This window comes from Xanthomonas theicola, from assembly GCF_014236795.1.
GTDB lineage: Bacteria > Pseudomonadota > Gammaproteobacteria > Xanthomonadales > Xanthomonadaceae > Xanthomonas_A > Xanthomonas_A theicola.
This window is the reverse complement of record NZ_CP049017.1, coordinates 1,980,375-1,996,542: the sequence shown is the minus strand read 5'-3', so window position 1 is coordinate 1,996,542 and position 16,168 is coordinate 1,980,375. Positions and strand designations below refer to the sequence as shown.

Here is a 16,168-nt window from a genome sequence, read left to right as displayed (position 1 = left end):
TTGGATTCCAAGATCACCGGCGGCCTCATCTGTTGGTGGTGCACCAGACACTGCCTTTCAACGTCTTGCGGCGTGGCGCAGCACCGCCGATGGCAGTCACTGCGCATGATCACTAAACCAACCTGAGAGTTCCCCCGGCTCTGCCGGGGAGGCAGTAGAAGTTTGACGTATCCGGGAGTCCATCCCGGAGACTCCGCAACGTGAGCGGCCAAGCACACGAGACGGAGAAACCGAGATGGATGAGTTTGAGAGCTTAAGTCACACCAGGTGGGAGTGTCTGTACCACGTTGTGTTCATACCGAAGTGTCGCCGTAAGACACTGTATGTGGGTCTGAGGAAGCATCTAGGAGAGGTGTTCCGGCGATTGGCCGAGCAGAAGGAGAGCCGGGTCGAGGAGGGCCATCTGATGCCAGATCACGTCCATATGCTGTTGAAGATTCCGCCGAAGTAGGCGGTGTCGCAGGTGGTGGGCTATATCAAGGGCAAGAGCGCCATCCACCTAGCGCGGGTGTATGTGGAGCGGAAGCGGAACTTTGTAGGGCAGAGCTTCTGGGCGCGAGGTTACTTCGTTACGAGGGTAGGTCGGGATGAAGGGTTGATCGGGGCATACATCCAGAACCAAGAGGCGGAAGATCGGCGCTTGGACCAATTGCAGTTGCTGAGGTAGTCGGCCACCTTCAGGTGGCCCTAACAAGGGAGGCGCGTAGCGCTCCCGCAGCCGCTTTGAGCGGCTCACATCTCTAAAGCCCCCGGCTTTGCCGGGGGATATTTACTCGCATCAACCATAAGTGCCTTATGGAACTGCGACCCTTACGCTGCTTCCTCGCCGTAGCCGAAGAACTCCACTTTGCCCGTGCCGCCGAGCGACTACACATCGAGCAATCGCCGCTGTCACGCACCATCAAGGAACTGGAAGAAGACCTGTACGAACAATTGTTCGTCCGCACCAGCCGTAGCACGCGCCTGACACGGGCGGGCAAGCCAGGCGCAGACGCGGCACATGCAACTCCACCGGATCGCCGAATACCGGCAACTCGCCGATGCGCCGCATCGTGCGGTCATCAATCGCTGTCACCGTCTGCCCGCAGCCCATGCAGTGCCGTTGCGCACCCGGCGCCGGCTCCAGGTCGATCACCCCCCCCAACGCTGCTGCCCACGGGACGCATGCCGCCACTTGCGGACACCGCACCCCTCCCAGCCGCCCAGCCGGGATATACAATCCTGCTCGACCGCGGCCGGCCTTCCGTTGGTTGCCTAGACAACAGCAAGTCTGACCGGTCGGCCGTGCGCCTCTCCACTCAGTTGGGCGATGAACCATAAAAAAAGCCCGGTAGAGGGAGGGATCTACCGGGCCTGGGTTGCGCGGGGGGAGGGACCCGCGCTTGCCACTGGTCAGTCGCGCGGCTGCGCCGCAACGGACTTATCTGGTCTTGGCTTTCGGCGCGGTCTGGTCGCTGGTCGCCTCGAACTGGCGCTTGGCGAGTTGGCCGATGGCCTCGGACGTCTTCAGGCCCAGCCCAAATGCTTCTTGACCGGCCGTGGCCAGCCGCTCGAAGTTGTCGCGGGCGATCTGCAGGCCCTTCGGCCACAACGACTGCACACTGTCCAGGTCGCGCGCTTCGGTGAGTTCGCCGAGGAAACCGGTGGTCGCGGCCACGTTCTTCTCGAAGGTCTTCAACTGCACGCCGAATACGCTCTCGGCGCTTTCCAGCGCCAGGCGATTGGCGCGCGCGGCGGTGGCGGCGAAGTGCTCGGTGTAGGGACTGAACTTGTCGTTGAATTGAGCGGACATCAAGGCGACTCCAGAGGGGAGGCTGTATCGACTATTGCGATGCAATATACGCGGATTCTGCTGCAATGCAACAAATTTTTCTGAAGCTGCTCAGGTCTCGTTCAACTACCTTTACGATCAACGCGTTTGGCGCGCGCATACGTCTTGGCCAGGGCATGCCTGCGCCATCAGACAGGGCCGCTCGCGCGGGACGCAGGTGCCTGGCTTCAGGCGTCCGGGCCGCGATAGCGGCAGCCGGACATGCAGGTCTCGTGGATCACCACCTCGCTCAGCAGCGGCAATGCCGGCTTGAGCCGTTCCCAAATCCATACCGCCAGGCGTTCGCTGGTCGGGTTCTCCAGCCCATCGATGTCGTTGAGATAGTGGTGGTCGAGGCTGTCGTAGATAGGCCGGAACGCGGTCTTGATGTCGCCGAAGTCCATGACCCAGCCGGTCTCGGCGCCAGGCTCGCCGCTGACATGCAGTTCGATCCGGAACGAATGCCCATGCAGCCGCGCGCACTTGTGGCCGGGTGGGACGTTGGGCAGCCGGTGCGCCGCCTCCAGGGTGAAGACTTTGAAGATATCCATGCGCGGCATTGTACGGGTGCGCCGGAAATCGCGCGGACGAGGTCGGCATGTCGCGCAGCAAAGCCGGGCAAGCGCAGCGCACTTCGCCGAGCAGGCCCGTAGCAGCGATGTCGCCAGCGGTGCTGGCGGACTGTCGGCGAAGAGCGGCGGTGTAAACGGAAAAGGCGCGCATTGCGCGCTTTTTTTGCCTGGGCTCGTGGGTGCCCGGTCCTCGACCGGGCGCCCACGGCGCAGGGCGACCCACGCGCCGCGGATCGCGCCGGCTCAGCGCGTGGCGCTGGGCCGGCGGCTGCCGCCGTTGCCCTGGCGGCGTTCCTGGGCCTGGCGGCGTCCGCCGTTGGGCTGGCTGCCGCCCGGTTTCTTCGGGCCGGCATGCGCATGCGACGGCGCATCGCCGTGCGGGCGGCGCGCGTGGCTGCCCTTGCGCGGCGGACGCTGCCCGCCCGGACGCTCGTCGGCCGGATTGTTGTTGCCCCAGCGGATCGGTGTGACCGGCTCGAAGCCCGGCACGTCGCGGATGTCCATGTCGCGCTTGAGCATGCGTGCGATCGCGCGCAGCAGCTTGGCCTCGTCCTGCGCCACCAGCGACACCGCCTCGCCCTGCGAGCCGTTGCGGCCAGTGCGGCCGATGCGGTGCACGTAGTCCTCTGCGACCATCGGCAGGTCGTAGTTGATGACCTTCGGCAACTGGTCGATGTCGATGCCGCGCGCGGCGATGTCGGTCGCCACCAGCACCGTGATGCGGCCGGCCTTGAAATCGCTCAGCGCGCGCAGGCGCTGGCCCTGGCTCTTGTTGCCGTGGATCGCGGCGGCCTTCAGCCCGGACTTGTCCAGGAACATGGTCAGCTTGTCGGCGCCGTGCTTGGTGCGCGCGAACACCAGGGTCTGCTTGCGCGAATCGGCGGCCAGCAGGTGCAGCAGCAGTTCGCGCTTGCGCGTGCCGTCGACCGGGTGCACGCGGTGGGTGATGGTGTCGGCGACGGTGTTGCTCGGCGTGGCCTGGATTTCCTGCGGGTCGTGCATGAACTCGCGGGCCAGCTGCTTGATGCCTTCCTCGAAGGTGGCCGAGAACAGCAGGGTCTGCCGGTTCTGCTTGGGCAGCTTGGCCAGGATGCGCTTGATCGAGGGCAGGAAGCCCATGTCGAGCATGCGGTCGGCCTCGTCCAGCACCAGGATCTCGATGCCCGACAGGTCCACGCTGCGGCGCTCGAGGTGATCGAGCAGGCGGCCCGGGCAGGCGATCAGCAGGTCCACGCCGCGGCGCAGTGCGTCGAGCTGGTTGCCCATGCCGACGCCGCCGTAGATGGTGGTGCTGGGGATGCGCAGGTACTTGCTGTAGCCGCGCAGGCTGTCGTGCACCTGGGTGGCCAGCTCGCGGGTCGGGGTCAGGATCAGCGCGCGCGGCTTGCGCGGGCCGGGGCCGACCGGCTGCGGCGTGGTGCCCAGGTGCTGCAGCAGCGGCAGGCCGAACGCGGCGGTCTTGCCGGTGCCGGTCTGCGCGCCGGCCATCAGGTCGTGGCCCTGCAGCGCCAGCGGGATCGCCTGCAACTGGATCGGGGTGGGGGTTTCGTAGCCCTGCTCGGCCAATGCACGCAGCAGGAAGGGCGCCAGGCCCAGGGATTCGAACGACATCAGGAAAACTCCAGATAACGCGCCGTCGCCGGGACGTGCCCGGAATGCAGACGCAAGTAGGTGAGGCTCGGAGCGTTCCCGTGAACCGCGCTGCGAGAGGGTGGATCAACCCGAAGCACAAGGCTTGGGTTCGTCGGCACCACGAAAGGCGTCGGGCGGGGCGGGCGAGCGGATCGAACGATCCTGACCTCACCGGCGGTCCCTGAGGGAAACGGACGGCCGCATGCAGACCTTGCCAGTATACCCTGAATTGGCGCGCTGCACAAAAAAAAGCGGCGTGGCTCCCGCGCCGACGGCGCTTCTGTTGCAGTTGCAACCAAATAGCCGCTGTGGCCGTACAATCGCCCGATCGGTTCCCCGGCACTGGACGGACATGAAGCTAGGTTCCCTGAAGGAAGGCGGCCGCGACGGCAGCTTGATCGTCGTTTCCCGCGATCTGACCCGCGCGGTGCGCGCCACCGGCATCGCCGCGACCCTGCAGCGCGCGCTGGAGGACTGGAGCAATCTCGCGCCGCGCCTGAACGCGCTGTTCGAGTCGCTCAACGACGGCAGCGCCGACGGCCAGTTCGACCTGGACATCGCCGCGCTGGCCGCGCCGCTGCCGCGCGCCTACGAATTCCTCGACGGCAGCGCCTACCTGCCGCACGTGGAGCGGGTGCGGCGCGCGCGCGGCGCCGAGGTGCCGGACAGCTTCTACACCGATCCGCTGATGTACCAGGCGGTCAGCGCCGGCTTCTACGGCCCGCGCGATGCGGTCAAGGTGGTCAGCGAGGACCACGGCATCGACCTGGAGGCGGAGATCGTGGTGATCACCGACGATGTGCCGATGGCGGTCGGCGCCGAGCAGGCGGCCGCGCACATCCAATTGGTCGGACTGGTCAACGACGTGTCGCTGCGCAACCTGATCCCGGCCGAACTGGCCAAGGGCTTCGGCTTCGTGCAGTCCAAGCCGCGCTCGGCGCTGGCGCCGGTGTTCGTGACTCCCGGCGAGCTGGGCCAGGCCTGGCGCGGCAGCAAGCTGCACCTGCCGCTGCTGACCCATGTCAACGGCGCCTGGTTCGGTGCGCCGGAGGCCGGCGAGGACATGCAGTTCGACTTCGCGCAGCTGGTCGCGCACGCGGCCAGGACCCGGCCGCTGGCGGCGGGCACGGTGATCGGGTCGGGCACCATCGCCAACCAGGACACCGCGCGCGGCGCCTCCTGCTTCGCCGAGCTGCGCGTGGTCGAGACGCTGCGCGACGGCCAGCCGAGCACGCCGTACATGAAATTCGGCGACGTGGTGCGGATCGAGATGCGGGATCGTGACGGGATGAGCATCTTCGGCGCGATCGAGCAACGCATCGAACAGGCATCGTCGCCCTGAACCGTCCAGCGGCGGCGCGGAGGCGACCGGCGGCACCGGCCGCCTCCGCGTGCCCCGGTATCGTGACCATTCGGGTGCGGAGAGGACGGGGCGTGGAAGAGGCGTTGCATTTGTACACCTACTGGCGTTCCAGCGCGGCCTATCGCGTGCGCATCGGCCTGAATCTGAAGGGACTGGCCTACCAGGCGCTGCCGGTGCACCTGCTGCGCGACGGCGGCCAGCAGCATTCGCCGGAGTACGCGCGGCTCAATCCGCAGGAACTGGTGCCGATCCTGTGCCACGACGGCCAGCCGCTCCGCCAATCGCTGGCGATCCTGGAATACCTGGACGAACGCTGGCCTGAGCCGCCGCTGCTGCCCGACGCGGCGATCGACCGCGCGCGGGTGCGCGGGCTTGCGCAGCTGATCGCCTGCGACATCCATCCGCTCAACAATCTGCGCGTGGGCCGGTTCTTCGAGAGCGTATGGAACGTGCCGCAGTCCGAGCGCGAAGAGTGGATGCTGCACTGGCTCGTGCTGGGGTTCGATGCGCTGGAGCAACTGCTCGCCGAATCGCCCGATACCGGCACCTACTGCCACGGCGGGCAGCCTGGGCTGGCCGATTGCTGTTTGGTGCCGCAGGTGTTCAACGCGCGCCGCTTCGGGGTGGACATGCAGGCGTATCCGACCCTGACCCGGCTCGAGCGGGCCTGCCTGGCGCTGCCGGCGTTCGACGCGGCGCGCCCGGAGCGGCAGCCGGACGCGCAGGGCTGAGGTCGGGCGTCTTGCTCTTGTAGGAGCGGCTTCAGCCGCGACCTGATCTCAAGCAAAGCGTCGCGGCTGAAGCCGCTCCTGCAGGGGCGCCGGGAATGCGGCGCCGGCTCAACCGAAGCCGTGGGTGATCCGCGGCGAACTGGCGCCGCCGCTGTTGCCGGTGTCGTAGTCGGCGTAGGGGTCGTGTTCGCCGCTGGCGCCTTCGGACAGGCGGAACTTCAGGGCCAGGCCGTCGCGCGAGTCGGCCGCGCGCAGCGCTTGCTCCTGCTCGATCTGGCCCTGCTTGACCATCCGGAACAGGCACTGGTCGAAGGTCTCCATGCCTTCCTCCAGCGACTCTTCCATCGCCGCCTTGATCTCGTGCACCTGGCCGCGGCGCAGCAGGTCGCGGATCATCGGCGTGTTCAGCAGCACTTCGGTGGCCGGGCGGCGGCGCCCGTTGCTGTCCTTGACCAGGCGCTGCGAGATCACCGCGCGCAGGTTCAGCGCCAGGTTCATCAGCACGTTCTTGTGCGCGCTTTCCGGGAAGAAGTTGAGGATGCGCTCGATGGTCTGGTCGGCGTTGTTGGAGTGCAGCGTGGCCAGGCACAGGTGGCCGGTCTCGGCGAAGGCGATCGCCGCCTCCATCGTCGTCGCGTCCAGGATCTCGCCGATCAGGATCACGTCCGGCGCCTCGCGCATCGCGTTCTTCAGCGCGTTGTGGAAGGCGTGGGTGTCCAGGCCGACCTCACGCTGGTTGACGATCGACAACTTGTGCTTGTGCAGGTACTCGATCGGGTCCTCGATGGTGAGGATGTGCCCGGTGGTGGTGCTGTTGCGGTGGTCGATCATCGACGCCAACGAGGTGGACTTGCCGGAGCCGGTCGAGCCGACCACCAGGACCAGCCCGCGCGGGGTCATGATCACGTCCTTCAGCACCTGCGGCAGGTGCAGTTCCTCGATGCTGGGGATCTTGCTGCGGATCGCGCGGATCACCATGCCGACCTCGCCGCGCTGCTTGAACACGTTGACCCGGAAGCGCCCCGCGTCCTGCAGCGCGATGGCCATGTTCAGTTCCAGATCGCGCTCGAACTGCGGCACCTGACCTTCGTCCATCAGCGAATAGGCGATCTTCTTGACCATGCCCGGCGGCAGGCCGGTGGCGCCGAGCGGATACAGCTTGCCTTCGATCTTGATATAGACCGGTGCTCCCGTGGTCAGGAACATGTCCGAGGCGTTCTTTTCGGTCATCAGCTTCAGGAAGTAGCCGATATCCATGCGCAATGGTTCCCCAACGATCCGCAATCGCCCGTTGCAAGCGCGCCACAGGCTTCCGACAATGGCCGTGCTCGACGTCTCCGCCTACGGCCCCCTTTATGAAACCTAGCTTCGCACAAATCCGTTGCCCGCAGTACGTGATGGCGTGCGCATTGGCGCTGTTTGCCTCGCCCGCCGCGTTTGCACAGGTCGCCTCGCCGGAATTGCTGGCCGCGCAGCAGGCGGTGCAGCGCGCGATCCAGGCCGATGCCGACCAGTACGCGCCCGATCTGATCGCCAATGCCCGCCAGGGCCTGGAGCAGGCTCAGTTGGCGGCGCTGGACCGCCGCCAGCGCAAGGCCGCGCCGCAGCTGGCGCAGCGCGTGGCGGCCGATGCCGATCTGGCGCGGGCGCGCAGCGAGGAGGCGGTGGCGAACGCGCAACTGCAGCAGCGCAAGGCCGAGGTGGCCGAGCTGCAGCGCAGCCTGAACACCGGGGAGGGAAGTCCATGAGCCGCTGCCTGGGCAGGGCCGGCCTGCTGGCCGCGTTGCTGGCGCTGGTCGTGCCGGCGGCGGCGTCGGCTGCCGAGGATCCGCAACTGGCGGTGCTGAACCAGCGCCTGGTCGCGCTGCAGGCCGATCCGCTGAGCGCCGATGTGGCCGCCTACGAGCGCTTGCAGGCGCAGCAGGCGGTCGCCGCGTTGGCCGCGGCCAAGCGCAAGGAACAGGACGATGCGCGCTATCTCGCCGAGCGCCGGGTCGAGATCGCCGAGATCGCCGCGCGCGCCGCCCTGGCGCGGCGCCAGGTCGACCAACTGGACAAGACCCGCAGCGACCTGCTGGTCGAAGCCAGCCGGCGTGAAGCCGCACGTGCGCGCCAGGAAGCCGAGCGGCTGCGGGTGCAGGCGCAGATCCAGGCCGAGGAGGCCGAAAGCCTGCGTCAGGCGGCCGAGGCCGAACAGCTGGCGCGGCAGGACGCCGAGCAGGCCCTGACCAGCGTGGCCGGGCAGCAGACCGCCAAGCTCAGCGCCGCGCAGCAGAAGTCGGCCAAGCTGGCCCGCGAGGAGGCCGAACTGGTCGCCGGGGCCAAGCTGCCGGCGTCGCGCTTCGAGCCGCGCGGGGAGGTCTTCACCGTCGCCGGCGGTGCCTTCGCCGCGGGCAAGGCGGCGTTGTCGGCCGATGCCGCGGGGCAGGCCAAGGCGCTGGCGCAGTACCTGCAGATCGGCGCCAAGGGACGGGTGCGGATCGAGGCCTACGATGCCGATGCCGGCGTGGCGCAGAAACGCGCCGATGTGCTGCGCGACGCCCTGGTCGGCGGCGGCGTCGCCGCCGCACGGCTGCAGGCGGTCGGCAAGCAGGCGCCGGCGACCAAGGCCCGTGCCGCCCAGGTGGTGATCGCGCCCTGAGCGGCGCCGTGGCGAGCGTGCGCCGGTCACCGGTTTAACGCGGTTTTTCTCTGGGCCTGAGCCGCAAGCAACTGAATGCCGAAAAGCGGGCGGGCTTCTCTTGTCGGATCCGGCAGGGAGGCGTAGGGTCGGTATCCCAGGCGGCATCTCGTCGTCTGGTTCCACGGAGAGCCGGGCCGATGACGCAGTGGCACGCACCGCAGCGAGACGTTCCAGGAGCCACAGGCCCGGGCGTGGCGGTAGAGTGGCTGGCGGCCCGCGCGACCCCGCTCCCAGGCAACGCCCCGCGCCGTTCCGGCCGGGGCGTTCTTGTCTTCAGCTGAAGGAGGCTATTCCATGTTCGAAGGGCAACCGCAGACCGAAATCGACGCGCTGATCAAGTCCGATCCCGAGTTCAAGCAGCTCTACCAACGCCACAAGACCTTGGACAAGAAGTGCATGGACGCCGAACTCGGCGTGCTGCCGATCGACGATCTCACCCTGTCCCAGATGAAGCGGGAAAAGCTCGCGGCCAAGGAAAAACTGCAGCGGCTCTACGACGAGCAGCAAAAGCTTCACTGATCCATCCTCTCTCTCGACAAGTTCAATTGTCGCGGGCGGTGGCCGGCCTCCTCGTCGGCTTGCCACCGTCCGCGTCATCCCCCACCGAAGCCGCGAACGCGGCTTTTTCGTGCCTGAGCGCGCCTGTGTCTGACATTCCGGTGCAGACCGCGGATAATCGCCGGCCCAGCCGCAGCGACGGCGCGATGCTCCCGGACTCGATGGCCATTCACTCCTCCGTACTCGACCTGATCGGCAACACCCCCATCGTCAAGGCCAGCAAGCTCGACGCGGGGGTATGCGAGCTGTACCTGAAGCTGGAGAGCGCCAACCCCGGTGGCTCGATCAAGGACCGCATCGGCCTGTCGATGATCGAGGCCGCCGAGCGCCGCGGCGAACTCGCGCCCGGCGCGGTGCTGGTCGAGGGCACCGCCGGCAATACCGGCATCGGCCTGGCCCTGGTCGCCCAGCAAAAGGGCTACAAGCTGATCCTGGTGGTGCCGGACAAGATGAGCCGGGAGAAGATCTTCAACCTCAAGGCGATGGGCGCCGAGGTGGTGCTGACCCGCTCGGACGTGGCCAAGGGCCATCCCGAGTACTACCAGGACCTGGCCGCGCGCATCGCCGCTGAAACCCCCGGGGCGTACTTCATCAACCAGTTCGGCAACTCCGACAACCCGGCCGCGCACGAGTTCGGCACCGGCCCGGAGATCCTGCGGCAGATGGATGGGCGCCTGGACGCGATCGTGTTCGGCTGCGGCAGCTCCGGCACCATGACTGGCCTGTCGTGCGCCTTCGCCGCCGCCTCGCCGCACACCGAACTGGTGCTGGCCGACCCGGTCGGCTCGATCCTGACCGAGTACATCGAGCAGGGCACGGTCAGCAAGAAGTCGGGCAGCTGGCTGGTGGAGGGCATCGGCGAGGACTTCCTGCCCGACATCTCCGATTTCTCGCGGGTCAAGAAGGCCTATTCGATCAGCGACGCGGAGAGTTTCCACACCGCGCGCGAACTGCTTGCCAAGGAGGGCATCCTCGGCGGCTCCTCGACCGGCACCCTGCTGGCCGCCGCGCTCAAATACTGCCGCGCGCAGACCGAGCCCAAGCGGGTGCTGGTGTTCGTCTGCGACACCGGCAACAAGTACCTGTCGAAGATGTACAACGACTACTGGATGCTGGACAACGGCTTCCTGGAGCGCCCGCAGCACGGCGACCTGCGCGACCTGATCCTGCGCCCGTACAGCCAGCGCGACACTGTGGTGGTAGACCCGCGCGACCTGCTGACCACCGCCTACCAGCGCATGAAGCTGTACGACGTGTCGCAGCTGCCGGTGATGGATGGCGACCAACTGGTCGGCATCGTCGACGAAAGCGACGTCTTGTTGCACGTCTATGGCGACGAAGCGCGGTTCCGCGACCCGGTTTCCACGGCCATGGTCAGCAAGCTCGACCGGCTGGACGTGAAATCGCCGATCGAAGCGCTGCTGCCGGTGTTCGACCGCGGCCAGGTCGCCATCGTCATGAACGAGGGCGCGTTTGTGGGCCTGATCACCCGCATCGACCTGCTCAACTACCTGCGCCGGCGCGTGCAGTGACGCGCCCGCGCGAACGGCCCCGCCGCATGGGGCCGTTCAGACCTCGCTGCTAGAATCACGCCCCTTCTCCGGGAACCCCTCATGACGGACAACGCGTCCAACCCCAATGGCGACGGCCCTGTGCTGTCGCTGGCGACTCTGGCGATTCACGGCGGCCAGCATCCGGACCCGTCCACGGGCGCGGTGATGCCGCCGATTTATGCGACCTCCACCTACGCCCAGTCCAGCCCCGGCGAACACCAGGGCTTCGAGTACTCGCGCACCCACAATCCCACGCGCTTCGCCTATGAGCGTTGCGTCGCCGCGCTGGAAGGCGGCACCCGCGGCTTCGCCTTCGCCTCGGGCATGGCCGCCACCTCCACGGTGATGGAGCTGCTGGACAGCGGCAGCCACGTGGTGGCGATGGACGACCTGTACGGCGGCAGCTACCGCCTGTTCGAGCGCGTGCGCAAGCGCACCGCCGCACTGGAGTTCAGCTTCGTCGACCTGACCGATCCGGCCGCATTCGAAGCCGCGATCGGGCCCAGGACCAGGATGGTGTGGATCGAGACGCCCACCAACCCGATGCTGAAGATCGTCGACATCGCCGCGATCGCGGCGATCGCGCGCAAGCACGGCCTGCTGGCGGTGGTGGACAACACCTTCGCCTCGCCGATGCTGCAGCGCCCGCTGGAACTGGGCGCGGACATCGTCGTGCATTCGGCCACCAAGTACCTCAACGGCCACTCCGACATGGTCGGCGGCATCGCCGTGGTCGGCGCCAACCCCGAACTGGCCGAGCAGCTGGCGTTCCTGCAGAACTCGGTGGGCGGCGTGCAGGGCCCATTCGACAGCTTCCTGGCGCTGCGCGGGCTCAAGACCCTGCCGCTGCGGATGCGCGCGCACTGCGCCAACGCGCTGCAGCTCGCGCAGTGGCTGGACACCCACCCGGCGATCGACAAGGTGATCTACCCCGGTCTGGCCTCGCACCCGCAGCACGCGTTGGCGCAGCGGCAGATGTTCGGCTTCGGCGGCATCGTCTCGATCGTGCTCAAGGGCGGTTTCGAGGCGGCCAAGCGCTTCTGCGAACGCACCGAGCTGTTCACCCTGGCCGAATCGCTGGGCGGCGTGGAGAGCCTGGTCAACCATCCTGCGGTGATGACCCATGCCTCGGTGCCGGTGGAACGGCGCGCCCAGCTCGGCATCAGCGATGCGCTGGTGCGGTTGAGCGTGGGGGTCGAGGATGTGGGGGATTTGCAGGTGGATCTGCAGCGCGCGCTCGTTGATACTTCCGTATGAACCAGATGATCTCGTCCTCCATCGCTGTCTCGGGTTCGCCGATGGCCATGATGCGCAGCTTCATCAGCAATCGCGTGCTCATCTATCAATTGGCAAAACGAGAGGTCATCAGCCGCTATCGCGGTTCGTTAATGGGCCTGGCCTGGTCGTTCTTCAATCCTCTGCTGATGCTGGCCGTCTACACGTTCGTGTTCTCTGTGGTCTTCAATGCGCGCTGGGGCGTGGGGACAGCGAACAAGGGTGATTTCGCCATCATTCTGTTCGTCGGTATTCTGGTGCACGGCATCTTCGCCGAATGCGTAAATCGTGCCCCCAGTTTGATCGTCGGCAACGCAAGCTACGTCAAGCGCGTCGTTTTTCCGTTGGAGACGTTGCCGTGGGTGGCAATGGGGGCTGCGCTGTTCCATGCGCTGGTGTCGCTCGCGGTATTGCTGCTCGCGCAGTTGCTCATTCGCGGGGTCCTGCCGGTAACGGTCGTGTACCTCCCGCTGGTGCTGCTCCCGCTGGTGCTACTCACGATGGGCCTGGCCTGGCTGCTGTCGGCACTGGGTGTGTTCGTGCGCGACATCGGGCAAATGACCGGCATCCTGACCACGATCCTGCTGTTCTTGGCGCCGGTCTTCTACCCGGTCTCGTCGCTGCCCGAGGGCATCCGCAAGTGGATCTATCTCAATCCGCTCACCTTCATCATCGAAGAATCGCGCGACGTACTGATCTGGGATAAGACGCCCGATTTCATCGGGCTGGGCAAATACACCGTCTTTGCCGCGTTCGTCGCTTGGTTCGGCTACGTGTGTTTCCAGAAGATGCGCCGAGGGTTTGCCGATGTCATCTGAGCAATCTGTCCAAGACCAGGCGGAGCTTGCGATCCGCGTATCGGATGTCACCAAGTGTTTCCAGGTTTATTCGCAGCCGCAGGATCGCCTAAAGCAGGCGATCCTGCCCCGCCTTTCCCGTTTCCTGGGCAAGCCTGGCAATAGGCACTACCGTGAATTCTGGGCGCTGAAGGGCGTCAACTTCGAAGTGCGCCGTGGCGACACCGTGGGCATCATCGGGCGCAATGGCTCGGGCAAGTCCACCTTGTTGCAGATCATCTGCGGCACCTTGCAGCCGACCACCGGCGAAGTCGCCGTGCGTGGCCGCGTCGCGGCGCTGCTGGAACTGGGAGCGGGCTTCAATCCCGAATTCACCGGCCGCGAGAACGTGTACATGAGTGCCTCGATCCTTGGCCTGTCGTACGAGGAAATCGATCGAAAGTACGAGGACATCGTGGCATTCGCCGACATCGGCGACTTTCTCGAACAACCGGTCAAGACCTACTCCAGCGGCATGTATGTGCGGCTGGCGTTCGCGGTGATCGCCCACGTCGACGCCGACATCCTGGTGATCGACGAGGCCCTGGCGGTGGGCGATGCCATCTTCGTGCAGAAGTGCATGCGCTTCCTGCGCAAGTTCCGCGAGAACGGCACACTTTTGTTCGTCAGCCATGACACCTCCTCTGTACTGAATTTCTGCCAGAGCGCGGTATGGCTTGACCGTGGCGAGATGCGGATGCACGGCACCGCGCAAGACACCTGTAACGCCTACATCGAATACTGCTCCCAGGAAGTCTATGGCGACACGATCAAGCTGCAGTCGCGGCAGGCAGGCAAGGCCGAGCCGAAGACGCCGTCGCCGGGACGCATAGAAAAGGGCATGAAGGTCGAACTCTTCGACAACGTGGCCAACTCCGGTGGCTGGCAGTCCGGTGTCGCGAGTATCGATTCGGTGATGCTGTGCAACGACCGGGGCGAGCCCTTTACCTCCTTCGCCGGTGGCGAGGAGGTGGTACTGAAGATCCGGGCCACCGCCCACCAACCGCTGCAGAGTCCCTTGATCGGATTCTTCGTCAAGGACCGGCTCGGCCAGTCGTTGTTCGGCGAACACACTTACACTTACGTGCAGCCGCCCATGCAGGTGGAGGCCGATACCGGGTTGGAAGCGTCATTCCGCTTCACCTTGCCGCTTTTGCCTAACGGCGAATACTCCATGACGGTTTCCATCGCCGATGGCGACCCGTATGCCAATACGCAGCATGCGTGGTTGCATGATGCGGTGCTGATCCGGGTTGCCTCGCCCCGTTTGCGCTACGGCCTGGTCGGCATCCCCTTCGACGAGGTGAAGATGGAGCGCACGAGTTCCAGGCCATGAGCGATGCATATCTTTCAGCGGCAGTGACCGAGCAGGGGGGATTCATCCCGCCATTGGTGACGAACGATCCGCGCATCTCGGTTGGTCGCTTCACCTATGGCAATCCGCAGTTCAAAGTGTGGAGCGACGGCGAACGGATCGATATCGGCGCGTTCTGTTCGATCGCCGACGATGTGCTCATCTTCGGAGGTGGCGAACATCGGCTGGACTGGGTCACCACCTATCCGCTGAGGATCGCACTGAACTCTCCGGGTGCCGGTCAGGATGGACATCCACACACGAAGGGACCCACGCTCATCGGTAACGACGTCTGGATCGGACATGGCGCCATCGTGGTGTCCGGTGTCACTGTGGGCGATGGTGCGTGCATCGGGGCTGGTGCGGTGGTCAGCAAGAATGTGCCGCCCTACGCCATTGTCGCCGGCAATCCCGCGCGGGTGGTGCGCATGCGCTTCGACGAGCAGATCATCGCACGGTTGTTGGAGATTCGCTGGTGGCAGTGGCCGATCGAGAAGATCCGCGCGTTCGAGTCTGTTCTGTGCGCTGACGATATCGGCGCGTTTATCGCTGCGGCGTCGCATTGCGGTGATTCCACTTTCCCTTTTGCTGGCCAGGCCGTTCCATGATCGACTTCACATTGTCCCCCAGCATGTTGATCGCTCCGCGGTCGGTGCCCTTCAGCGCATGGCTGGGGCATATCCCATTTGCATCGTGGCTGGTGGAGCAGCTTCGTCCGCAGTCCATCGTGGAGCTGGGGACGCATCGCGGCGCATCATTCCTGGCCTTCTGCCAGGCCGTGCAGGAGCAGGAGCTGACTTCGCGCGTGTTCGCGGTGGACAGCTGGGAAGGTGACGAGCATGCGGGCTTCTACGGCGAAGATATCTACAACGAGTTGCGCGACTATCAGCAGCGCAATTACGCCAGTATTTCCGAAATGCTGCGGATGCGCTTCAACGAGGCGTTGGAGTACTTCACCGACGGTTCAATCGACTTGCTGCATATCGATGGCCTGCACACCTATGAAGCAGTTCGGGAAGATTTCGAGAGCTGGCTGCCGAAGCTCTCCAGTCGTGGCGTTGTGCTGTTCCATGACACCTGCGTGCGCGAGCGCGGTTTTGGTGTCTGGCAGTATTGGGCCGAAATCAGCCAGCAATATCCGGCATTCGAGCTCACCCACACGCATGGGCTCGGTGTGCTGCTGGTTGGCAAGGAACGCAGTCCTGCTCTATCGGCACTGGCCGATGTCGCCGCCGCTGGCGGGCTTGCACTGATCAACCGCTTGTTCGATGTGCTCGGTCGCAATGTCAAGAACCTTGAGGAACTTGAGCGCGTCTACGCCGGTCTTGCAGATGCGCGCGGCGAGGTCGTTCGTGTTAGCCAGCAGGAGCAGGCGCAACAACAGCACGCCCAGCAGGTGGAACAGCAGGTCCAGCAGTTGCAGCAGCAGGTTCAGCAGTTGCAGCAGCAGGCTCAGCAGATGGAGCTGCAGGTCCAGCAGAAGCAGGGATACGTCGAGCAATTGGAGCGGCAGGTCCAGCAACTGTCACAGGGCTCCGTATTGTCTGCAGAGCTGCGGCGTGCCATCGTCGAGGAACAGGCGCAGGCGCTGAGCGAAGTAATGTCTGCTGTAGTACCGCGATTGGAGGGCAATGTGCAGAAATTGGATCAGCTGCTGCGGCCGCGGCCTTGGTGGCGCCGTCTGACGGGGCATTGAGCACATCGGTTGCAAGGCTTGCTTGCGATGTGCTCGCTACCTGATGTGTACGAGATTCTGTAACGTCTGGCTACATGAAATTAGTAAGCTGGCAGCGGGAGGAAT

The 16,168-nt window shown here is 65.5% G+C and carries 16 protein-coding genes and 2 pseudogenes; 13 read left to right on the top strand and 5 right to left on the bottom strand.

Going from position 1 to position 16,168, the window contains the following annotated elements; translation table 11 throughout:
• The first annotated feature begins 235 nt into the window (after positions 1 to 235).
• A pseudogene (gene tnpA, locus G4Q83_RS09180) lies at positions 236 to 667 on the top strand (IS200/IS605 family transposase).
• A 128-nt stretch (positions 668 to 795) separates the two neighbouring features.
• Positions 796 to 981, top strand: a pseudogene (locus G4Q83_RS09175) (LysR family transcriptional regulator); the annotation flags it as partial.
• On the opposite strand, the gene G4Q83_RS09170 reads toward G4Q83_RS09175, so the two are convergent.
• The 4 genes from G4Q83_RS09170 to G4Q83_RS09155 form a co-directional block, all read right to left on the bottom strand.
• Positions 902 to 1,135, bottom strand: coding sequence for a transposase family protein (locus G4Q83_RS09170; protein ID WP_185817461.1), 234 nt, complete (start codon positions 1,133 to 1,135; stop codon positions 902 to 904). The pseudogene G4Q83_RS09175 and the gene G4Q83_RS09170 overlap by 80 nt on opposite strands.
• A gap of 285 nt (positions 1,136 to 1,420) precedes the next feature.
• Positions 1,421 to 1,792, bottom strand: coding sequence for a phasin family protein (locus G4Q83_RS09165; protein WP_128418625.1), 372 nt, complete (start codon positions 1,790 to 1,792; stop codon positions 1,421 to 1,423).
• Between the two features lie 206 nt (positions 1,793 to 1,998).
• Positions 1,999 to 2,361: a 6-carboxytetrahydropterin synthase QueD gene (queD, locus tag G4Q83_RS09160; protein ID WP_128418626.1), complete on the bottom strand. Its 363-nt coding sequence runs from the start codon at positions 2,359 to 2,361 to the stop codon at positions 1,999 to 2,001.
• Positions 2,362 to 2,625: 264 nt separating this feature from the next.
• On the bottom strand, positions 2,626 to 3,993 hold the full coding sequence (locus G4Q83_RS09155) for a DEAD/DEAH box helicase (RefSeq protein WP_128418627.1): 1,368 nt from the start codon (positions 3,991 to 3,993) through the stop codon (positions 2,626 to 2,628).
• 373 nt (positions 3,994 to 4,366) lie between these two features.
• On the opposite strand from G4Q83_RS09155, the gene G4Q83_RS09150 reads away from it, so the two are divergent.
• Positions 4,367 to 5,356 (top strand): fumarylacetoacetate hydrolase family protein, encoded by a 990-nt coding sequence (locus G4Q83_RS09150; RefSeq protein WP_128418629.1) that lies wholly within the window; start codon positions 4,367 to 4,369, stop codon positions 5,354 to 5,356.
• 92 nt (positions 5,357 to 5,448) lie between these two features.
• Positions 5,449 to 6,108: a maleylacetoacetate isomerase gene (gene maiA / locus G4Q83_RS09145; RefSeq protein ID WP_128418630.1), complete on the top strand. Its 660-nt coding sequence runs from the start codon at positions 5,449 to 5,451 to the stop codon at positions 6,106 to 6,108.
• A gap of 108 nt (positions 6,109 to 6,216) precedes the next feature.
• Here maiA and G4Q83_RS09140 read toward each other — a convergent pair whose 3' ends face one another.
• Entirely contained in the window at positions 6,217 to 7,365 is a 1,149-nt protein-coding gene (locus tag G4Q83_RS09140) for a PilT/PilU family type 4a pilus ATPase (protein ID WP_128418631.1), read from the bottom strand.
• Positions 7,366 to 7,463: 98 nt separating this feature from the next.
• Here G4Q83_RS09140 and G4Q83_RS09135 point away from each other — a divergent pair, with 98 nt between their 5' ends.
• The 9 genes from G4Q83_RS09135 (at position 7,464) to G4Q83_RS09095 (ending at position 16,063) form a co-directional block, all read left to right on the top strand.
• Entirely contained in the window at positions 7,464 to 7,856 is a 393-nt protein-coding gene (locus G4Q83_RS09135) for a DUF4398 domain-containing protein (RefSeq protein WP_128418632.1), read from the top strand.
• The gene (locus tag G4Q83_RS09130) at positions 7,853 to 8,749 is read left to right on the top strand and encodes an OmpA family protein (protein WP_128418633.1); all 897 of its coding nucleotides are present in this window, start codon (positions 7,853 to 7,855) and stop codon (positions 8,747 to 8,749) included. Before G4Q83_RS09135 ends, G4Q83_RS09130 begins: the two co-directional genes overlap by 4 nt.
• Positions 8,750 to 9,085: 336 nt before the next feature.
• Positions 9,086 to 9,310, top strand: a complete 225-nt coding sequence (locus G4Q83_RS09125; RefSeq protein WP_128418634.1) for an HP1242/YdcH family protein — start codon at positions 9,086 to 9,088, stop codon at positions 9,308 to 9,310.
• 200 nt (positions 9,311 to 9,510) lie between these two features.
• Entirely contained in the window at positions 9,511 to 10,881 is a 1,371-nt protein-coding gene (locus G4Q83_RS09120; RefSeq protein WP_128418730.1) for a pyridoxal-phosphate dependent enzyme, read from the top strand.
• Between the two features lie 81 nt (positions 10,882 to 10,962).
• Positions 10,963 to 12,159: a cystathionine gamma-synthase gene (locus tag G4Q83_RS09115; RefSeq protein ID WP_128418635.1), complete on the top strand. Its 1,197-nt coding sequence runs from the start codon at positions 10,963 to 10,965 to the stop codon at positions 12,157 to 12,159.
• The gene (locus G4Q83_RS09110) at positions 12,156 to 12,995 is read left to right on the top strand and encodes an ABC transporter permease (RefSeq protein WP_128418636.1); all 840 of its coding nucleotides are present in this window, start codon (positions 12,156 to 12,158) and stop codon (positions 12,993 to 12,995) included. Before G4Q83_RS09115 ends, G4Q83_RS09110 begins: the two co-directional genes overlap by 4 nt.
• Entirely contained in the window at positions 12,985 to 14,349 is a 1,365-nt protein-coding gene (locus G4Q83_RS09105; RefSeq protein WP_128418637.1) for an ABC transporter ATP-binding protein, read from the top strand. The genes G4Q83_RS09110 and G4Q83_RS09105 overlap by 11 nt, the downstream gene beginning before the upstream one ends.
• Complete coding sequence (locus G4Q83_RS09100) at positions 14,346 to 14,975, top strand: CatB-related O-acetyltransferase (protein ID WP_128418638.1); 630 nt, start codon at positions 14,346 to 14,348, stop codon at positions 14,973 to 14,975. The genes G4Q83_RS09105 and G4Q83_RS09100 overlap by 4 nt, the downstream gene beginning before the upstream one ends.
• Complete coding sequence (locus G4Q83_RS09095; protein ID WP_128418639.1) at positions 14,972 to 16,063, top strand: class I SAM-dependent methyltransferase; 1,092 nt, start codon at positions 14,972 to 14,974, stop codon at positions 16,061 to 16,063. The genes G4Q83_RS09100 and G4Q83_RS09095 overlap by 4 nt, the downstream gene beginning before the upstream one ends.
• The last annotated feature ends 105 nt before the right edge of the window (positions 16,064 to 16,168 follow it).